Source organism: Neisseria sp. P0009.S007, assembly GCF_051962515.1.
In genome coordinates this window covers 1-978 of sequence record NZ_JBQCVF010000574.1, presented here as the reverse complement: position 1 = coordinate 978, position 978 = coordinate 1, and the positions used below count along the sequence as shown (strand labels likewise).

The window sequence follows — 978 nt, the reverse complement described above, 5'->3', positions numbered from 1 at the left end:
AACCAATATTACCAATACGATTTAGAAAACCAACTCGTCCGCGCCGAAATCAAAAAGCCCGCCGGCAATACCGAGATTTGGGAATACGCCTACGACCCGTTCGGACGACGCCTTTCCAAAGAACGCCAAGATAAACTCGCCTGGACGAGTACCGACCCGAAACGCACCCACTTCGTCTGGGACGGCAGCCGCTTATTGCAGGAGTACACCTACAAAGGCAGCTACACCTATATCTATACCGACCAAGACAGCTACGAACCGCTGGCGCAAATCTTTGACAACGCCAAAGACGGCAAACAATACATCGCCTATTTCCACACCGACCAAGTCGGCATCCCGCGCGAGATGACCGACATCCACGGTAATCTCTTATGGTACGGAGAATACACCGCCTGGGGTCGTCTGAAAAAGGATGAGCGGGTTTACAAGAACGCGCATCAGCCGTTCCGACTGCAAAACCAGTACTTCGATGAAGAGACCGGGCTGCACTACAACCTGATGCGGTATTACGAGCCTGAGGCCGGGCGGTTTGTGAATCAAGATCCGATTGGGTTGTTGGGTGGGGAGAATCTGTATCAGTTTGCTCCGAATGCGCAGGAATGGCTTGATGTTTGGGGACTGTGCCCGGCCAACAAAAATAAACCAAATAAACCTAAACCGCTGTTAAAGAATTTATTCAAACGTTGGAAAAGAGGCGAGCGTATTGATAAACCATTACCTAACGGTGATATGCCATCTTGGGATGTTGTTAGGTCAAGATACTGGAAAAATAGGTATTTAGCCTCGAAAGGTACAGGAGAATTTTCTCCTGCAAATATGAGTAGAATGAAAAGAGGACGTGCTCCTTTAGATGCAAATGGAAATCCCATGGAGTTGCATCATCATGTGCCACAACGCTTAGGTCATGCAGATAGGCATAGTCCTTTTAATTTGAGAGAAGTAACTAGAGAACAACATGCAGCGCTTGACCCTTATAGG

1 protein-coding gene is annotated in these 978 nt (G+C 48.2%); it reads left to right on the top strand.

Going from position 1 to position 978, the window contains the following annotated elements:
• Positions 1-978, top strand: a 978-nt coding sequence (locus ACTHS3_RS14895) for an RHS repeat-associated core domain-containing protein (RefSeq protein WP_440368359.1), incomplete at both ends; no start/stop codon positions are given.